Source organism: Prescottella equi (assembly GCF_020171745.1).
Lineage (GTDB): Bacteria > Actinomycetota > Actinomycetes > Mycobacteriales > Mycobacteriaceae > Prescottella > Prescottella equi_A.
Genome location: NZ_JAIVAH010000013.1, coordinates 478762 through 494682, shown reverse-complemented (window position 1 = coordinate 494682; position 15921 = coordinate 478762). Strand labels below are relative to the sequence as shown.

The following is a 15921-nucleotide window of genomic DNA, read 5'->3' as shown; positions in this document are numbered from 1 at the left end:
TAACGACGCGCCCGCAGGCCGGATCAGCCGCCCGGGCTCGGATTGGTCGTCGACTCGGTGCCCGAGGTGGTCTCGGTCGGCCGCTCCGATTGCTGCACCTGCTCGGTGGTGGTCGTCGGCTGCCGATCGGTGGTTCGTTCCGTCGTCGTCGTCTCGCGGCCGGCGCCGGGAGCCGTCGTCGTGGTCGTCTGCCCGCTCGGCCGGCTCGTCTCCGTCGACGACGGTGGGTTCGACGACGTCGCGGTCTCGGACGGCGTGGTGGACGTAGACATCTCCGTCGACGGGTCCACCGCGGGCGGCTGGTACTGGCGGTCGTCGCGCTGGCTGCTCGTCTGGGCGGGCTGGTTGGAGTCGGTCTTGGTTTCCTCGTTCAGTTGCCCGTTGAGCATCGCCAGGCCCACCCACAGCAGGCACATGACGACCGTCGTGGTGCGCATCCGGCCACCGAACAGCCTGCGGGGGATCCGCTGCCACAGCCTCGCCAACTTGTCCTCGGCACTCATTCCGGATCACCTCCCACCGCGTCGGTCTCGAGTTCCGCGGCGACCGTGATTCCCGCGTTCCGAAGCGCGGTGACGACCCGGACGCGCAGCGCCCTGCCCACCTGGAACTGCTTGCCCGGCAGCGTGCGGGCGACCACCCGGATGCTGACCTGATCGACCTCGAGACTCTCGACGCCCATGACCGACGGGGTGTCGAGCAGCAGCGGCCGCAGTGCCTTGTCGGCGTACGCGTCGACACCCACGCGGTGCAGGATGTCATTGACGCGGTTGATGTCGGCGGTCGCCGGGATCGGGACGTCTACGACGGCGCGCGCCCAGTCCTTCGACAGGTTGACGGCCTTCACGATCTGCCCGTTGGGGACGGTGATGACCTCGCCGTCCGCGTTCCGCATGCGGGTCACGCGTAGCGTCACGTCCTCGATCACGCCCTCCGCGTCCGTCGACGAACCGGTGATCGCGATCTGGACGGTGTCACCGAAGCCGTACTGCCGCTCGGTGATGATGAAGAACCCGGCGAGGATGTCCTGCACCACGCGCTGCGCGCCGAAGCCGAGCGCGGCACCGAGCACGGTAGCGGGGGCGACGAGGCTGCCGAGCGGCATGTCGAGCTGGCCGAGCACCTTCACCGTGGCGAGCACGTAGACCATCGTGATGATGACCCACGTGATCACCTGCGCCACTGAGTGCCGGTGCTTGGTCGCCTCGGACCGCACCAGCGCGTCGCCCTGCTGATAGTTGTCGTCGATCCGTTTGGTGATGCGGCCACCGGCCCAGCCGACGAAGCGGGCGATGATCAGCGCGCCGAGGATCGTCAGCACAACGGGCAGGCCGGTGGCCTGCAGCCAGTTGCGCAGTTGATCCCACGGCCCGAAGGACAGGGCGAGATTGGTGGTCTGCATAGGGCCTTAGGACTGGTTTTCGCTCATCCGCCAGCGGATGCCGGCCTCGATGAATCCGTCGATCTCACCGTCGAGGACGGCGGACGGGTTGTTGACTTCGTACTCGGTCCGCAGGTCCTTGACCATCTGGTACGGGTGCAGGACGTACGAACGCATCTGGTTGCCCCACGAGCTGCCGCCGTCGCCCTTGAGGGCGTCCATCTCGGCGCGCTCTTCCTTGCGCTTGACCTCGAGCAGCTTGGCCTGCAGGACCCGCATCGCGGACACCTTGTTCTGCAGCTGCGACTTCTCGTTCTGACAGGTGACGACGATGCCGGTGGGGACGTGCGTCAGGCGCACCGCCGAGTCGGTGGTGTTGACCGACTGGCCACCCGGGCCGGACGAGCGGTAGACGTCGACGCGGACGTCGTTCTCGTCGATGTCGATGTGGTCGGTGGTCTCCACGACGGGCAGCACCTCGACCTCGGCGAACGAGGTCTGACGGCGGCCCTGATTGTCGAACGGGCTGATCCGCACCAGGCGGTGCGTGCCCATCTCGATCGACAGGGTGCCGTAGCTGTAGGGCGCCTTGACCGCGAAGGTGGCGCTCTTGATGCCGGCCTCTTCCGCGTAGGAAGTGTCGTAGACCTCGACGCCGTAGCCGCGCTTCTCGGCCCAGCGGATGTACATGCGCATGAGCATCTCGGCCCAGTCCGCGGCGTCGACGCCACCGGCGCCGGCGCGGATGTTGACGAGCGCGTCACGCGCGTCGTACTCGCCCGAGAGCATCGTCTTGACTTCCATCGCCTCGATGTCGGTGCGCAGCTGCGCCCGCTCGGCGTGGACGTCGGCGACGGCGTCGGGGCCGTCCTCCTCGGCGAGCTCGTAGAGCACCGCCATGTCGTCGAGGCGCGAGCGCAGTTCCTCCACGCGACGCAGCTCGGACTGCGCGTGCGACAGCTGGCTGGTGACCTGCTGCGCGTGTTCCTGGTCGTTCCACAGCTCCGGATCGGACGCCTGGTGTTCGAGTTCGTCGATGCGGCGGCGCAGCTCCTCGATATCGAGAACCTTCTCGACCGTGGTCAGAGTGGTGTCGAGCTCGTTGAGGTCAGCGGAAACGTCAGGATGCACAGTTATCCAGGCTACCGGGTGAATCGCCGCGTCCGACGTTGCACCGGCCACAACACGATCGTCCCCTACCGGAGTGCCACGGAATTGTCGGTGACCTACGTCATCCTGTCCGCATGATCACACGAGGCCGAGGCCGCCGCGCGCACCTGGTGGTCGGCGATCCGTGGCTCGACGCGGCCGCCGGGTTCCTGGGATTCGGTTCCCCGGACGAGGAGCCGTGGCGGCTCGGTGACGGCATCCGAACAGGCGATCTCGTCGTCACGGTGCTGGACACCGATCCACGCCTGCTGCTGTGTGTCGAGAGGGTCGACGCGATCGAGGACGACGGCATCGCCGTCGGCGAGCGGTGGACGACGAGCGGGTTCCCGCCGGTGGACGCGGTCGAACAGTGGGCGGGAGTCGCGCTCCCCACCTGTCCGGGCCCTCTCCCGCACGCTGTCGCGGACGTCCTGCTCGCGTTGATCGACGAACACCCAGGTCTGCAATTGCCGGCCCCGCCGGGCTCCGCCGCCGACGCTCAACTGCTCCTCACCCTCCGATCACCGGAGTGCGACGGCTGCCACGGCGTCCTGCATCTCGGGGATCCGATCTCTCGTCGGAGGGTTCACCTCCACGCGGCGCCCTTCTTCTCCGAGCCCGGCGCCCGCCCGGACTGGTCGACGGTGCTGTGCGCATCCTGCGTCGAAGAGATGACCGCCGCCGGGTTCACCAACTACGTCGACTACCGGTTCTCGCTGCACCCGCCGTGCCCGAACTGTGCGGCGCACACGACGGCGATGATGTGCATGGGCTTTCCGCCCGACCCTGGGCCGCGCGGGTTCGCACCGTGGGTGTCGATGGGCGGGTGCTGTGTGGGACCGGACACGCCGTCGTGGACCTGCGGCACCTGCCACCACAGCTGGTGAGGCCGCCTGTCGGGTGCAGTAGCGTCGGACCGGTGACCGATCTCGAACTCGCCCTGCGTCTCGCCGACGAAGCCGACACCATCACCCGCGCCCGTTTCGGCGCGCTGGATCTGCGGGTCGACTCCAAGCCCGATCTCACGCCGGTGTCCGACGCCGACCTCGCGGTCGAGCGCGCGCTGCGGGCCGTGCTGGGTGTCGAGCGTCCGGGCGACGACGTCCTCGGCGAGGAGTTCGGCGGCGACGCGAAGTTCGCGGGCCGGCAGTGGGTCATCGACCCGATCGACGGCACCAAGAACTTCGTCCGCGGGGTCCCCGTCTGGGCCAGCCTCATCGCACTGCTCGAGGACGGCGTCCCCGTCGTCGGTGTCGTGAGCGCACCGGCACTGAACCGCCGCTGGTGGGCGTCGGCCGGTGCGGGCGCATGGACGTCGTTCGACGGTGGCGAACCCCGCAAGCTGTCGGTGTCCGCGGTCGGTGATCTGGCGTCGTCGAGCCTGGCGTTCTCGTCGCTGTCGGGGTGGAAGGACCGCGGCATCCGCGAGCAGTTCGTCGATCTCACCGACGACGTGTGGCGCATCCGCGGCTACGGCGACTTCTTCTCCTACTGTCTGCTCGCCGAGGGCACCCTCGAGATCGCGGCCGAGCCCGAGGTGTCGCTGTGGGATCTGGCACCGCTGGACGTTCTGGTGCGTGAGGCCGGCGGACGGTTCACCAGCCTCGAGGGCGCCGACGGCCCGCACGGCGGCAGCGCCGTAGCCACCAACGGACTGCTGCACGACGAGGTCCTCACCCGCCTCCGCTGAGTCCAGCTGATTCCCCGGCCCCCGCGTTTTGCGCACTTGTCGCTCGAATTCGGGGCCCCGGAGCAGCGATAAGTGCGCAAAACGCGAGCTCGAGAGGGATGGGAGTGACAGGAATGGACGCCGACGAGGTCGACTTCGCGCACACCGATCAGGCGAGCCGCAAGCGCCGGGACAAGGCGCTCGGTCTCGCGCGGTTCGCGTGGGAGCGCGGCATCACCGGCACCGAACTGCTGGACATGCCCGACGACCGTCTCCGCAAGCTGGCCCGGGCCGCCGGGGCCAATCCGCCCAGCACCCGGGAGACGTGGACCGTAGCCGCCCAGTTGATCGACGAGAAGGATCACTGGGCCGGCCAGCACCCCGACGACCCGCGGGCGGTCCGCGACCACGCCGACGACAAGATCATGTGGGTCAAGCCGCCGATCGTGCCGTGGAATTGACCGCGCACGGCCCGAGCGGTCGGGCCTCGAGAATCTCGTGCGCCCGCGCCCGGGCGGCGTTGTAGTCGAACCCGGTTGCGCCGCCGACACGGATGCCGCCGAGGGCGCACGAGCGGGCCGGTTCGGGCAGCCGGTCCAGCGCGGGCACGGCGTCGACGGACAGCCCCTGCAGATAGGCGAGGTCGATTCTCCCGGTCTCGGTGTAGCGGTCGACGTTCCGCTCGGCGATGTAGCCGTCCGGGTCGAGGACCGCGAACCCGAGCAGACCCACCGCGGCCGCCGCCAGCACCGCCCGCGGCAGCCACCGACCCGACATCCGGATGCCCGCGACGAGCAGCAGCACGAACACCGCGCCCAGCCACAGCTCGGTCGCCATGACGCCGAGCCGCAGCCGGGTGAATCCGAACTCGTTCTCGTACAGCGCCATCCGATGCACCGCCGAGGCGACGACCACGAGACTCAACGCGCACAGCGAACCCAGTAGCACCCGGCCGAGCACCCGATCCCGTCGCTCCCCGCGATCGATCTTCCGCACGACGACGGCGATCACGAGCAGCGTGAGCACGGTAACGGCGGCCAGTTGCCAGAAGCCCTGCCGCGCGTAGTGGGAGTACGTGAGACCGGCGGTGCCCTGGACGTGGTCGTCGCCGCCGAACAGCACCGGCACCTGCACCGCGACGAAGCCGGCGAACAGCAGGTCCAGCAGCACCAGCGGCACCGCCCACTCCCACGCGGCGATCGGCCGCGCCGACGCCGGCGCGAGGGCGTCGAATCGCGGTGTGCGCCTGCGCAGGTACGTCGCCGCCAGTGCCACGGCCGCGACGAGCAGTCCGAGGAGCAGGCGTCCGCCGGGGTTCGTGACGCGCACGTCGGGCAGGAGGTCGTCGAACAGTCGACCGAACTCGGGGTCCGCGCTGACGAACAGCGCTCCGAACAGCGCCACCAAGACGGCGCTGAGCGCGGTCACCGCGGCAACCCGACCGGGCTTGACGCGGCTTTCGGTCCCCCGCCGGGACCGACCGCGCTGCACCCAGCCGACCAGCCGGACCGGGGTGAACCAGAGCGCGAGCGCACCCAGCACCATGCCGGTCCAGGTCCGGCCGCCCACCAGGGCCAGCGATCCGACCACCCAGCTCGCCACCACGCACAGCGCGACGAGCCAGTCGGCACCGCGGATCGCGGCCACCGCCAGCAGCGCCAACACGCCCGCGACCGCGACCAGTTGGGCCGGGGTGGGGCGCGGGCGAACCGTCCCGAACGCCGTCGCCGCGACCGCTGCGCCAGTGAGCACGTAGGCCACGCTCGCCGCCGGCGTCTGCACGGTCAGGGTCGCGACGGCCCCGGCACCGAGCGCGGCGGCCATCGTGGCGCGGGGCGCCACCGACGTCCGGTCACGCCGCCAGACGTCGCGGCGCCAGTGCCACAGGTCGCCGTCGGGGACGGGCTGCGGCGGGGTCAGGGTCGGTGCGGTCATGGGGTCCTCCTCGTCCACGCCGGCCCGTCGGGGCAGGCGTCATCGCGGGACGAGCGGAAGATGCTCGTCCCGAAGGGAATCGGTTCTCTCATGCCTGGGGCAGTGCCACCCGGATACAGCAGCCGGACGGGGTGTCGACGACCTCGATGCGCCCGGCGTGCAACTCCACCGCCCAGCGCGCGATCGCCAGGCCCAGCCCGGTGCCGCCGTCCTGGGCGCCGCCGCGCGCGAAGCGTTCGAAGACCCGGGAGCGGTCGGCGACGGCGATGCCCGGTCCGTCGTCGTGGACGTCCAGGAGCAGCTCACCGGCATGGGGATCGGTACGCACCCGGATCCGCACCGGCGAGTCCGGAGCCCCGTGCCGCGCCGCGTTGTCGACCAGGTTGGTGATCACCTGGTGCAGGCGGGCGCTGTCGGCGACCGCCTGCAGACCCGCGGGCACGATGTCGACGTCGACCCGCAGCGGCCGGGCGGGGCTCGACGCCTGCCGCACCACGTCGTCGAGGAACGGTGCGATCTCGAATGTCTCGCGGCGCAGCGGAACCGCTCCGCCCTCGAGCCGGGACAGGTCGAGCAGGTCCGCGACCAGGCTGCCGAGACGTTCGGTCTGAGCCAGCGCCGACCGCATGGTTGCGGGGTCCGGCTCCTCGACGCCGTCGACCACGTTCTCGAGCACCGCCTGCAGTGCCGCGATCGGGGTGCGCAGTTCGTGCGAGACGTTGCCGATCAACTCCCGCCGGTACCGGTCGTGGGCCTCGAGGTCCTCGGCCATCTGGTTGAACGCGGTCGCGAGCTGGCCGATCTCGTCGCGCGACGTCGATCGCACCCGGCGCGAATAGTCGCCGGTGGCCATGGCTTTCGCGGCGGCGGTCATCTCGCGCAGCGGGGACGTCATGCCGTGCGCGAGGATCTGCGTCACCACGAGCGCCGCGACGAGCGCGGCCAGCAGCGCGTACCGGAACTGCCACTGCGAAGTGATCCAGAACGTGAGCGACGCGAGCAGCAGCGACGCCCCGACCAGCAGGCCGGTCTTCGCCTTGAACGAGCGCAGCGGGTCGAGCGGGCGCGGCCAGTTCATCGCGGCACCTCCAACGCGTAGCCGACGCCGTGGACGGTCCGGATCACATCGCCACCGAGCTTGCGGCGCAACGCCTTCACATGACTGTCGACGGTGCGACTGCTCGCTCCGTCACCCCACCCCCACACCTGCTCGAGCAGGATCTCCCGGGCGATGGCGGCGCGGGGACGCGACGCCAGGCGCGCGAGCAGATCGAACTCGGTCCGGGTCAGGTGCACCTCGACGCCGGCGGAGCGGACCAGCCGCGCGCTGAGATCGATCGAGACGTCGCCGAGCACCAGCACGTCGGAATCGGTCGTTCGGTCGGCGCGCCGCAGCAGCGCCGAGATCCGTGCGACCAGCACTCGCATGCTGAACGGCTTGCCCAGGTAGTCGTCGGCGCCCACCCCGAGCCCGATCACCAGGTCCGTCTCGTCGGCGCGCGCGGTCAGCATCAGCACCGGCACCGCCCGTGACGCCTGGATGCGCCGGCACACCTCGAGCCCGTCGAAACCAGGCAGCATGACGTCGAGCACCACCAGGTCGGGGCCGAACGCCTCGCACTCGGTCACCGCGCTCGGGCCGTCGAACGCGGTCCGCACGTCGTAGCCCTCCGCACGCAACCGGGCGGCGATCGATTCGGAGATCGTGTGTTCGTCGTCGACGACGAGCACTCGGCGCTGGCTACCCGGTTCGCGATTGGTCACGGGTTCGACTGTATTTCGCGGTTGTGGGGATGCCCGGGAGGAGTTGTGAAGGTTGTGTGCAGGTTTCCCCACCCTCGCGTTTTGCGCACTTATCGCGCGATCCGGGGCCCCGGGACCGCGACAAGTGCGCAAAACGCGAGAAGAGGGGGTGTCCGGATCGTGATGCTCGTCACTTTCGGGATTGACTCGACTTCGTTTCTTACTCCGGAGTAAGGTAGGGGCGTCCGAGACCGCACCCCCGAGAAATGGTCATCATGAGCAAGCAAGACGTTGTGAAGACGAACGGCGCCAAGCGTGAGCCCCGCGACACCTCGGCGGTCGGCTTGAACCCGGTCAAGCGAGACGCGATGGGCGCCGCAATGCGGGTCCTGACCCGGATCACCGGTTCCGACCTGGCCGAGAAGTACAACCTGCGACAGGTCATCGACCGCGTCACCTACGAGGGCACCAAGACCGGTTTCAAGACCCTCGGTGCCGCGACCCGCACCTTCAACCGGGTCTCCGGCAACGACGCCCCCAAGCGTCTGCCCGACGGCGCTGCCAAGAACGCCGGCTACTTCGACCTGACGCCGGACGACGAGCAGAAGATGATCGTCGAGACGGTCCGCGAGTTCTCGGCCGAGATCCTGCGTCCGGCCGCGTACGACGCCGACGAGGCCGCCGCCGCGCCCGCCGACCTGCTGAAGCGCTCCGCCGAGCTCGGCATCACGCTCATCAACATCCCCGAGGCGTTCGAGGGTGTCGCGTCCGAACGCGGCGCGGTCACCAACTCGCTGGTCGCCGAGGCCCTCGCGCACGGCGACATGGGTCTGGCGCTGCCGATCCTCGCACCGAGCGGTGTGGCCGTCGCCCTCACCCAGTGGGGCACCGACGCGCAGCAGAAGACGTACCTGCCCGCGTTCGCCGGCGAGAACGTGCCGGCCGCCGCCGTCGTGGTGAGCGAGCCGCGCGCACTGTTCGACCCGTTCGCGTTGCAGACCAAGGCCGTCCGCTCCCCCAGCGGCTACAAGCTCAACGGCGTCAAGAGCCTCGTCCCCGCCGCCGGTTCGGCCGAGTTGTTCATCGTCGCCGCCGAACTCGACGGCCGTCCGGCGTTCTTCATCGTCGAGTCCGACACCAAGGGCCTCGTCGTCGAGGCGGATCCGAGCATGGGTCTGCGCGCCGCGGGTCTGGGCCGCCTGGTCCTCACCGACGTCGCGGTGCCCGAGTCCGCGATCCTCGGCGACGGCGACGCCGACCAGCGTGCCCGTGAGTACGCCGACGCGGTACGCCTCGCGCGCCTGGGCTGGGCGTCGCTCGCGGTCGGCACCAGCCAGGCCGTGCTCGACTACGTGATCCCCTACGCCAACGAGCGGGAGGCGTTCGGCGAGCCGATCAGCCACCGGCAGGCAGTGGCCTTCATGATCGCGAACATCGCGATCGAACTCGACAGCATGCGCCTGGTGACGCTGCGCGGCGCGTCCCGCGCGGAGCAGGGCCTGTCGTTCGCCCGCGAGGCCGCACTGGCCCGGAAGCTCGCCTCGGACAAGGGCATGCAGATCGGTCTGGACGGCGTCCAGCTGCTCGGCGGCCACGGCTTCACCAAGGAGCACCCGGTGGAGCGCTGGTACCGCGACCTGCGAGCCATCGGCGTGGCCGAGGGCATCGTCCTCATCTGACGCCGACCCGATTCGTTTACAGGAGACCTTTCGATGATCAATCTCGAACTTCCCAAGAAGCTGAGGGCCTCGGCGAACCAGGCGCATCAGGTCGCAGCTCAGATCCTCCGGCCCGTGTCCCGCAAGTACGACCTCGCCGAGCACGAGTACCCCGTGGAACTCGACACCATGGCGGCCATGGTGGAGGGCCTCAACGACTCCGGCCAGGGCGCGTCCGGCGCCGCGCTGGGCCGCGGCGACCAGCCAAAGGCCGTCGGCAACGCCAACGGCGGCAACATGTCGTCGCTGATGAACGTGATCGAAACCTGCTGGGGCGACGTGGGTCTGACGCTGTCGATCCCCTACCAGGGCCTCGGCAACTCGGCGATCGCCGCGGTCGCCACCGACGAGCAGCTCGAGCGGTTCGGCAAGGTGTGGGCCTCGATGGCCATCACAGAGCCCAGCTTCGGCTCCGACTCGGCGGCCGTCACCACCACCGCCGTGCTCGACGGCGACGAGTGGGTCCTCAACGGCGAGAAGATCTTCGTCACCGCCGGCGAGCGCTCCACCCACGTCGTGGTGTGGGCGACGGTCGACAAGACCAAGGGCCGCGCCGCGATCAAGTCGTTCGTCGTCCCGCGCGAGGCACCGGGCCTGAGCGTGGCCCGGCTCGAGCACAAGCTCGGCATCAAGGCGTCCGACACCGCCGTGCTGCTGCTGCAGGACTGCCGCATCCCCAAGGACAACCTGCTCGGTGATCCGGAAGTGAACGTGGAGAAGGGTTTCGCGGGCGTCATGCAGACGTTCGACAACACCCGCCCCATCGTCGCGGGCATGGCTATCGGCCTCGGCCGCGCCGTGCTCGAGGAGCTGCGCGGCATCCTGGAGGAGGCGGGCGTCGAGGTCTCGTACGACACCCCGGCCAACAACCAGCACGCCGCGGCCGCCGAGTTCCTGGCGCTCGAGGCCGACTGGGAGGCGTCCTACCTGCTGGCGCTGCGCGCGGCGTGGATGGCCGACAACAAGAAGCCCAACTCGCTCGAGGCGTCGATGTCGAAGGCCAAGGCCGGACGCACCGGAACCGCGGTGTCGCTCAAGGCCGTCGAACTGGCCGGCAGCTACGGCTACTCGCAGCGCCCGCTGCTCGAGAAGTGGGCCCGTGACAGCAAGATCCTCGACATCTTCGAGGGCACCCAGCAGATCCAGCAGCTCATCATCGCCCGGCGCCTGCTGGGCAAGTCGTCGGCCGAGCTGAAGTAGCCCGGGCTCTGTACCCGCTTCGACGTCTCGATTCGTCCCCGTCGCTCGATGAGCGGCGGGGACGAATCGCTTGTACCGAAAGGTCTCGAAACCCGACGGCCATTCCGCTCCGCCAGCGCCGAGTCGCACTCAACGCCGGATGTACTCCTGCAGGCACGACACCGTCTCGACCTGCTCGCCTTCGCTCCCGAAGACCCACGCAAGATACTCGGTCGCCCCGGCCACGCGCAGCCCGTCGAGGCGATCGAGAACCTCACTGTGCGAACCGATCAGTGCGACGTCCGCAGGATCGACCGCGCCCTCCCGGTCGAGCATCGCGCGGTAGGACGGGGTGTTGGTGTACGCCGCGAACTCCTCCCGGCACCGCTGTCGGGCCGACTCGACGTCGGACGTCACACAGATCGGCAGGCCCACCACGATCCGCGGAGCCGGCCGCCCGGCCGCCGCGGCGGCGACGCTGATGGTCGGGACGATGTGCTCGGCGACCGTCCGCACGCCGGTCATGAGCGTCACCGTCCCGTCGGCGTGTTCGCCGGCCAATTGCAGCATCGCGGGTCCGAGCGCCGCCACCAGCACCGGGGGCGGTGGGGTGTCGAATGTGTCCAGCGGGCGCGGCAATTCAGCCCGCAACCGCACGCCGTCGACGTGCGTCTGCTCACCGTTCAGGGTGGGCACGAGCGCCGCGAGATAGTCCCGGGCCCACTGCACCGGACGCTCGAAGCTCAGGCCCCACACGTCCTCGACGATGAACCGGTGCGAGACCCCGATGCCGAGTTGGAGGCGTCCACCGACCGCCGCCTGCGTGGTGAGCGCGGACGCCGCCAGCAGCAGCGGATGCGTCGGATGTGTCGGCAGCACCGCGGTTCCCAGACGAATCGACGACGTCCGCTCCCCCGCCAACGCGAGCACGGTCAACGCGTCCCACCCGAAGATCTGCGGCACCCACGCGGCGGCGAATCCGTCGACCTCGACCTGCGATACCCGCGTGACCACCTCGTCGAGCCGCGCCGAAGGCCACACCATCCGACCGATCTCCATCACCAACCGCCCCTTTTCGACGACGTCAGGGGCAGTCTCCCAGCCCGACAGCCGGCGGGAGCCATGATCGACAGGAAGTCGAACCGGCGCAACGCATTGCAGCGGTAGGAAATGCCGAAGCGCCTCCCGCGCATGGGTCGCGGGAGGCGCTTCGCATCGAGGACTCAGGAGGCGCCCCGGCCCTCGGGTTCATGGGTCGACGCGAGGCCCTCGCCAAAGAGAACACTCGAGAACGACGTCAACTCGCACTGCACATTTCTCACATAATTCCGAATACGAAATCTACGGAAGAGCACTGTTCGACCTCTCGAAAACCGGCCAGGAGAAGCCTTTTGACCCCCTCCACCTGCAGGGGAGCCACTCGCCACCGGCTCGAATGAATGTGACCGTACACCCACCCAAACCGACCGTCCACCCTTTTCGGAAAAAGAGCCCAAACCAATCAAATTGCACTGCAGTACATTTACAGTTCGCCGGAAGGCGCCGAACTCCCACCGAGCAGAAGCGTGCCCGTCAGGTCGGGGTCGTCGACCATCGGCACGTGTCCGATCCCGGGCAGGACCACCACCCGTGCCTGCGGGAAGACGCGGCGCACCCGCCTGGCCTGATACACGGGGTGAATCATGTCCCTCCGACCCCACACCACGGTGATCGGGACCGCGGCATCGACCACGGGCGGGAAGTCGAACGAGGCTGTCCGCGCCCTGTCGATCACGGTGTTCGCGGCAAGCGAGTTCGCGCTGATCACGGCATCGTCGTACGACACCCGGCCAGGATGCCTGTAGAAGGCAGCCAGCGATGGATACCGGACCGCTCTGTATCGCATGAGCTTCGGCATCCACGAACCCGACATCCGGGTGAGCGAACGCGGGATCCGGAACAGGAGAGCGGCGCGCGCCCGATCGACGCGCCCGACGTAGAAGCCTGCCGGAGAGAGCGCAGTCGCCGACGCGACCTCGCCGCGAGCTGCAAGAGCGAGGGCGAGCCAGCCCCCGAGGGAGTTTCCGGCAACATGTGAGCGCTCGCCCGGCGGTGTCACCGACCGGACGAATCCGTCGAGTTCCTCGAGGAGTCGACCCAATACGTCCTGACCGTCGGCGAGCGGCGGGGATTCGCCGTGACTCGGAAGGTCGACGGTGACCACCCTGCGATAGGGCGTCAACCCGTCCAGCAGTCCGTTCCAGACCTGCCGACGATCGGTGATCCCGTGTACGAGCACCAGGGTCGGCCCGGAACCTGCGATGTCGTGGCGCAGTTCCATGTGCAAATGCTACTGCCGACACGAAGAAGGGTGCCCGCCGCGGACGCGACGGGCACCCTCTCGAGCCTTCGGCGACTCAGCGCTGCATGAGATTGGAACGCCCGGCGACCACCGGGATCCACAGCACCGCGAGGAACGCCATCGCCGCCCACTCGACCAGCAGGCCGTAGCCGAGGCTGCCGGTCTCGGCGCTGCGAACGCTGTGCTGCGACCAGTACGTCAACAATCCCAGCGCCGTGCCGACCGTGACGCCGGCCATCGCGACCCACGCGAACACCCAGCGCCGGGTCCACGCCGCGAGCGCCGACACCCCGATCCCGAACACCACCACGAACCACGTGAACAGCCGGGCCAGGGCAGCGACCTCGTCGTGCCCGCCGGCCAGGACCTGCCAAGCACGAAGGCCGTCGACCTGAGGAGCCGCGAGCGCGATCAGCAGGATCAGCACGGTCGCCGCGATGAACGGGCCCCGCCCACGCGGGTCGACTTCACGCGCCACCTTGGCCTCGATCGACGCGAGTTCGCGTCGCAGCAGCGATATGTCGTCACTCATTCGTTCGTGCCGGTCGATGCTCGTCTGCGCTGAAACACACCGACGACCATATCGACGACGACGAACCCGAGCAGCGTCAGCCCCAGCAGCGGCACGAACCATCCGACCAGTACGGAACCGATCACAATCGCGCCGATCACGGCAGGATGGAGACCCCGGAGCGCACCCCGAACCGGCGGCCGACCCCAGCGCTGCGTGCCGCGCGTGGGACGACGCAGCCACCACATCCGGTAGCCGAGGACGATCACCGCGACCAGTGCGATCGCCAACGCCAGCAGAACGATCTGGTTCAACAACCCGAACAGGATGCCCATGTGCAGGGCGATGCCCCACGTGGTGAGCTTCGTCGCGAGCGGCCAGTCGGCGAACCGCGATTCGTCGGTGACCTGCCCGGTCGCGCCGTCCACCGCAACCGCATCCGTCGAGAACTGCCACGGCTGACGGGTCTGGGTCACAACGACGGCCGTGTCGGCCGTCGCCGGGATCGACGCCTCCACTTCACCGGTCACGCCGGCGTTCGCGGCGACGGCGAGGACGTCGTCGATGCGTCCGACGTTGGCGGTCAGCACATCCACGCCGACAGGAGCCGGAACGTGCCCGCCGTGACCGTCGTGCCCACCCGACGGAGCGGCGTCGGTGCCGGACAGCGTCTTCGACACTGACGGCGTCGTCCAGCCCAGCGACGTCCGCAGGTCGGTGACGTTCTCGCCCGCGTACTTCGACCAGGTCAGGCCAGTCGCAGACAGGAACACCAGGCCGATCGCGATCCACAGCCCGACGGCGCCGTGCCGTCCGAGCGCCCGGTTGCGGCCGCGCGCACCCCGGTCGACGGTCCACAACCGCGGTGCGGCGGCCGCGCTGCGGGCGCGGGCCGTGCGGTAGCGCCGCACCCACAGGTAGACGCCGCCGAGCGCGATCACCCACAGCCACGACGCCGCGAGCTCGCTGTAGAGACGGCCGGGCTCGCCGAGGTGCAGGTGCCGGTGCAGTTGCGAGATCCACGTCCGCAGCGGCAGCGCGTTGCTGCTGCCGTAGACGACGAGCTCGCCGACCGGCTGCGCGGTCACCGGGTCGACGAACACCGAGAGCCGCTCGGACTCCCCGAGTGTCGGATCGGTGAACAGCACCCTCGTGGTCTGTCCTTCCTCCGACGACGGCCGCACCGCCGACACCGTCAGGTCGGGGCGCTCGGCCTGCGCGGCCGCGACCTGCTCGCTCACCGGCGCGGCGGGGCCGGTCGACTCGACGTGTAGGTAGTCGCGGTAGACGAACTGCTCGAGTGTGGGTGCGATCGCGTACAGACCACCGCTGATCGCCGCGATGACAAGGAACGGCGCGACGAAGATGCCGGCGTAGAAGTGCACGCGGAGCACCAGTTTGCGGAGCGCACCGGGCGGAGACGAATCATTCGACTCCGGGCGGGATTTCGGCTCGTTCGGAATGTGCGCAGGGTTGGTCCCCACGCCTTCGGAAGCGTGCATGACACAGGCTCTTTCCTGAAGTCTCGGATCGGCGCGCGAAACGAACGCGCGCCGCAAGGAACCCGCCGACGGGCCCCGGCACACGGGTCGTGTGGGACATCGGCGGTGAAGACGACGGCAGATACCGGACACGCGAGCGCGTGACCGGTCGGCTACCAGGAAAGAGCGGGCGGGCCGCGGGTACCGCCGGCGGCACGGGCGACGCGTGAGGTCGTCGGGTCGAGACGACGGACGACGGTGGGTGTCCACCTGCGGATGTCGGGGACGGGAGGCGCGGACAGTACCGCGACGACGACCCGGAGCACCGATCCGATGACGCTGAGCAGCGACCGCTCGGCGGCCCGGATCAACGCGACGCCGACGACGGTCGCCGCGGCGTGCGCGCCGAGCATCTGCGGGGTGAGCTGCAGGCCGTGCGCATGCTCGGACGCCAGCGTGAGGGTGAAGTGGCCGATGCCCTGCCCCGCCGCCAGCATCAGCGCGAGAAGCACGAGCGGTCCACGGCGGGTGCGCACCGACGCGACCGCAGCGCCGACGACGGCACTCGCCGCAACCAGCAGCACGATCGCCTCGTCGCCGGGGAACGCGGACCCACCACCGAACCCGTGCGCGGCGACGCTGATCGCCCCGGACAGCGCGCCGACGACCGTGCCGCGCAGTTGCGCAGCGGCGTCGGCTCCGGATTTCACTCCGCGAGACTAACTGTCGCCGCCGGGATCGCTCCCTCCACTGACCTTCGGACCAGGACGAATCCACCCACTGTGACGCATATCACCGCTAGTCTGGGGCTGCC

At 69.5% G+C, this 15921-nt stretch carries 16 protein-coding genes; 5 read left to right on the top strand and 11 right to left on the bottom strand.

The genetic code is table 11. The features are described from left to right. Positions 1-23 precede the first annotated feature (23 nt). From LCL87_RS12430 to prfB, 3 genes are read right to left on the bottom strand one after another with little or no spacing between them, the layout of a single operon-like run. On the bottom strand, positions 24-503 hold the full coding sequence (locus LCL87_RS12430) for an Rv3103c transmembrane domain-containing protein (protein ID WP_225019921.1): 480 nt from the start codon (positions 501-503) through the stop codon (positions 24-26). Then, a complete protein-coding gene (locus LCL87_RS12425) occupies positions 500-1402 on the bottom strand; it encodes a mechanosensitive ion channel family protein (protein WP_225019919.1) in 903 nt (300 codons plus the stop codon). Before LCL87_RS12425 ends, LCL87_RS12430 begins: the two co-directional genes overlap by 4 nt. 6 nt (positions 1403-1408) lie before the next feature. Next, the gene (gene prfB / locus LCL87_RS12420; RefSeq protein ID WP_225019917.1) at positions 1409-2512 is read right to left on the bottom strand and encodes a peptide chain release factor 2; all 1104 of its coding nucleotides are present in this window, start codon (positions 2510-2512) and stop codon (positions 1409-1411) included. Positions 2513-2625: 113 nt separating this feature from the next. Between prfB and LCL87_RS12415 the strand changes: the two genes are divergently transcribed. The 3 genes from LCL87_RS12415 (at position 2626) to LCL87_RS12405 (ending at position 4660) form a co-directional block, all read left to right on the top strand. Then, positions 2626-3417: a hypothetical protein gene (locus LCL87_RS12415; RefSeq protein ID WP_225019915.1), complete on the top strand. Its 792-nt coding sequence runs from the start codon at positions 2626-2628 to the stop codon at positions 3415-3417. Positions 3418-3449: 32 nt separating this feature from the next. Continuing rightward, positions 3450-4220, top strand: coding sequence for a histidinol-phosphatase (hisN, locus tag LCL87_RS12410; RefSeq protein WP_225019913.1), 771 nt, complete (start codon positions 3450-3452; stop codon positions 4218-4220). Between the two features lie 113 nt (positions 4221-4333). After that, positions 4334-4660, top strand: a complete 327-nt coding sequence (locus LCL87_RS12405; protein ID WP_225020057.1) for a hypothetical protein — start codon at positions 4334-4336, stop codon at positions 4658-4660. Here the strand turns inward: LCL87_RS12405 and LCL87_RS12400 are convergent. The 3 genes from LCL87_RS12400 to LCL87_RS12390 form a co-directional block, all read right to left on the bottom strand. Continuing rightward, positions 4632-6134: a DUF4153 domain-containing protein gene (locus LCL87_RS12400; protein ID WP_225019911.1), complete on the bottom strand. Its 1503-nt coding sequence runs from the start codon at positions 6132-6134 to the stop codon at positions 4632-4634. The two genes, LCL87_RS12405 and LCL87_RS12400, sit on opposite strands and share 29 nt — an antisense overlap. Positions 6135-6222: 88 nt before the next feature. Then, a complete protein-coding gene (locus LCL87_RS12395) occupies positions 6223-7212 on the bottom strand; it encodes a sensor histidine kinase (RefSeq protein ID WP_225019909.1) in 990 nt (329 codons plus the stop codon). Further along, positions 7209-7865: a response regulator transcription factor gene (locus LCL87_RS12390; RefSeq protein ID WP_225020035.1), complete on the bottom strand. Its 657-nt coding sequence runs from the start codon at positions 7863-7865 to the stop codon at positions 7209-7211. The genes LCL87_RS12395 and LCL87_RS12390 overlap by 4 nt, the downstream gene beginning before the upstream one ends. A gap of 278 nt (positions 7866-8143) precedes the next feature. On the opposite strand from LCL87_RS12390, the gene LCL87_RS12385 reads away from it, so the two are divergent. Both LCL87_RS12385 and LCL87_RS12380 read left to right on the top strand, forming a co-directional pair. Continuing rightward, positions 8144-9556 (top strand): acyl-CoA dehydrogenase family protein, encoded by a 1413-nt coding sequence (locus LCL87_RS12385; protein ID WP_225019907.1) that lies wholly within the window; start codon positions 8144-8146, stop codon positions 9554-9556. 33 nt (positions 9557-9589) lie between these two features. After that, entirely contained in the window at positions 9590-10795 is a 1206-nt protein-coding gene (locus LCL87_RS12380) for an acyl-CoA dehydrogenase family protein (protein WP_225019905.1), read from the top strand. Between the two features lie 129 nt (positions 10796-10924). Here LCL87_RS12380 and LCL87_RS12375 read toward each other — a convergent pair whose 3' ends face one another. From LCL87_RS12375 to LCL87_RS12355, 5 genes are all read right to left on the bottom strand, one after another. After that, on the bottom strand, positions 10925-11833 hold the full coding sequence (locus LCL87_RS12375; RefSeq protein WP_225020033.1) for a TIGR03564 family F420-dependent LLM class oxidoreductase: 909 nt from the start codon (positions 11831-11833) through the stop codon (positions 10925-10927). Positions 11834-12296: 463 nt separating this feature from the next. After that, the gene (locus LCL87_RS12370; protein WP_225019903.1) at positions 12297-13094 is read right to left on the bottom strand and encodes an alpha/beta fold hydrolase; all 798 of its coding nucleotides are present in this window, start codon (positions 13092-13094) and stop codon (positions 12297-12299) included. A gap of 76 nt (positions 13095-13170) precedes the next feature. Next, positions 13171-13647: an Rv2732c family membrane protein gene (locus LCL87_RS12365; protein WP_225019902.1), complete on the bottom strand. Its 477-nt coding sequence runs from the start codon at positions 13645-13647 to the stop codon at positions 13171-13173. Beyond that, entirely contained in the window at positions 13644-15128 is a 1485-nt protein-coding gene (locus tag LCL87_RS12360; RefSeq protein ID WP_225019900.1) for a PepSY-associated TM helix domain-containing protein, read from the bottom strand. Before LCL87_RS12360 ends, LCL87_RS12365 begins: the two co-directional genes overlap by 4 nt. A 152-nt stretch (positions 15129-15280) precedes the next feature. Next, entirely contained in the window at positions 15281-15817 is a 537-nt protein-coding gene (locus LCL87_RS12355) for a hypothetical protein (protein WP_225019898.1), read from the bottom strand. Positions 15818-15921 lie beyond the last annotated feature (104 nt).

What these genes read in the sequence shown, in the direction of transcription:
- LCL87_RS12430 (WP_225019921.1), bottom strand. Translation starts at nt 503, where the DNA reads ATGAGTGCCGAGGACAAGTTGGCGAGGCTGTGGCAGCGGATCCCCCGC.
- LCL87_RS12425 (WP_225019919.1), bottom strand. Translation starts at nt 1,402, where the DNA reads ATGCAGACCACCAATCTCGCCCTGTCCTTCGGGCCGTGGGATCAACTG.
- LCL87_RS12415 (WP_225019915.1), top strand. Translation starts at nt 2,626, where the DNA reads ATGATCACACGAGGCCGAGGCCGCCGCGCGCACCTGGTGGTCGGCGAT.
- LCL87_RS12405 (WP_225020057.1), top strand. Translation starts at nt 4,334, where the DNA reads ATGGACGCCGACGAGGTCGACTTCGCGCACACCGATCAGGCGAGCCGC.
- LCL87_RS12400 (WP_225019911.1), bottom strand. Translation starts at nt 6,134, where the DNA reads ATGACCGCACCGACCCTGACCCCGCCGCAGCCCGTCCCCGACGGCGAC.
- LCL87_RS12395 (WP_225019909.1), bottom strand. Translation starts at nt 7,212, where the DNA reads ATGAACTGGCCGCGCCCGCTCGACCCGCTGCGCTCGTTCAAGGCGAAG.
- LCL87_RS12385 (WP_225019907.1), top strand. Translation starts at nt 8,144, where the DNA reads ATGGTCATCATGAGCAAGCAAGACGTTGTGAAGACGAACGGCGCCAAG.
- LCL87_RS12380 (WP_225019905.1), top strand. Translation starts at nt 9,590, where the DNA reads ATGATCAATCTCGAACTTCCCAAGAAGCTGAGGGCCTCGGCGAACCAG.
- LCL87_RS12375 (WP_225020033.1), bottom strand. Translation starts at nt 11,833, where the DNA reads ATGGAGATCGGTCGGATGGTGTGGCCTTCGGCGCGGCTCGACGAGGTG.
- LCL87_RS12370 (WP_225019903.1), bottom strand. Translation starts at nt 13,094, where the DNA reads ATGGAACTGCGCCACGACATCGCAGGTTCCGGGCCGACCCTGGTGCTC.
- LCL87_RS12365 (WP_225019902.1), bottom strand. Translation starts at nt 13,647, where the DNA reads ATGAGTGACGACATATCGCTGCTGCGACGCGAACTCGCGTCGATCGAG.
- LCL87_RS12360 (WP_225019900.1), bottom strand. Translation starts at nt 15,128, where the DNA reads ATGCACGCTTCCGAAGGCGTGGGGACCAACCCTGCGCACATTCCGAAC.